The following is a 1,494-nucleotide window of genomic DNA, read 5'->3' on the forward strand; positions in this document are numbered from 1 at the left end:
TCAGCCCTTTGCGCCCTGGCCGCGGGCGTAGACGTCCTCGTAGCGGACGATGTCGTCCTCGCCGAGATAGGTACCGGTCTGAACCTCGATCAGGACCATCGGAACCTTACCGGGGTTCTCCATCCGGTGCACGGCGCCCAGCGGGATGTAGACCGACTGGTTTTCGGTCACCAGTTGCTGAGTGTCGTCGATCGTCACGCGGGCCGTGCCTTCGACCACGATCCAGTGTTCGGACCGGTGGAAATGGCTCTGCAGGCTCAGCGCGGCGCCGGGGTGGACGTGGATGCGCTTGACCTGGAACCGGTCGCCGACCACAAGGCTTTCAAACCAGCCCCAGGGGCGGTGATCCTTGGGGAAGGCCGTCGCCTGCGGCGCGCCTTTTTGCTTCAGTGCGGTAACAGCTTTCTTGACGTCCTGCGCACGTGACGCATCCGCCACCAGAACGGCATCGTTCATCGCCACCGCGATGATGTTGTCCAGCCCGATGCCCACCAGTTCCAACTGGTCGCTATCCGACCGCAGCAGCGTGTTCTGACACTCGATCGCGGTGGCTCCGCCACTGGTCACGACACCATCGCCATCCGGACCGCTTTCGCGCCAGACCGCATCCCAGCCGCCCAGATCGGACCAGGCCCCGTCGAAGGGAACCACCGACAGGTTGTCCGCCTTTTCCATCACCGCATAGTCGATCGAGATATCCTCGGCCTGGCCCCACGGTTCCGGGTTCAGGCGCAGAAAGCCCAGATCCGGCGTGGCGGTTTCAACCGCCGCTGCGACCGGTGCCATCAGATCGGGTGCGTGGGCGCGGAAGGCGGCGACCATGTCCGCTGCACGGAACAGGAAAATGCCTGCGTTCCATTTGAAGTTGCCGACCGCCAGCATCTCGGTCGCGCGGGCCATGTCGGGCTTTTCGACAAATTGCTTCAGCGGAACGGGGGACCCGTCGCTGCTGGCCGCGTCTGTCAGCTCGAGGTAACCATAGGCGGTTTCCGGATGGGTGGGGGTGATCCCGAAGGTCACCAGCTGACCCTGCGCCACGGCGCCCATCCCGCGGGCGACCGCCGCCTGGAATGCGGCGGCATCGGGGACAACGTGATCGGAGGGCGCCACCAGCAGCACCGCATCCGCGTCTTCGGCATGGGCGCGCAACGCCGCGGCCAGAACGGCCGGGGCGGTGTTGCGCCCCTCGGGCTCGATCAGAATGGCGCCGGGATCGATGCCGACGGCCTGCAACTGCTCGGCCACGATGAACCGGAAGTCCGAGTTGGTCAGCACCACGGGGGCCGCAAATTCCAAACTGTCCGTGGCACCGGACAGGCGGCGCGCAGAGGCCTGAAACAGGGTCTCCTCACCAACGAGAGGAACGAATTGCTTGGGATAACTTTTCCGGGACAAAGGCCAAAGACGCGTGCCGGACCCTCCGCAAAGGAGGACAGGAGTGATCAACATGGTAAGGTCAAAATCCAATCTGGTTCAAGTCGGTCCTAGTCAATG

The 1,494-nt window shown here is 64.3% G+C and carries 1 protein-coding gene; it reads right to left on the minus strand.

All coding sequences use genetic code 11. The features are described from left to right. The gene (locus ACR0KW_RS24190) at positions 1 to 1,449 is read right to left on the minus strand and encodes a mannose-1-phosphate guanylyltransferase/mannose-6-phosphate isomerase (protein ID WP_480807301.1); all 1,449 of its coding nucleotides are present in this window, start codon (positions 1,447 to 1,449) and stop codon (positions 1 to 3) included. Positions 1,450 to 1,494 lie beyond the last annotated feature (45 nt).

It is taken from the genome of Ruegeria sp. CG11 (assembly GCF_056537245.1).

Bases quoted from the DNA above. Each gene is read 5' to 3' on its own strand.
- ACR0KW_RS24190 (WP_480807301.1), bottom strand. From the start codon at position 1,449: ATGTTGATCACTCCTGTCCTCCTTTGCGGAGGGTCCGGCACGCGTCTT.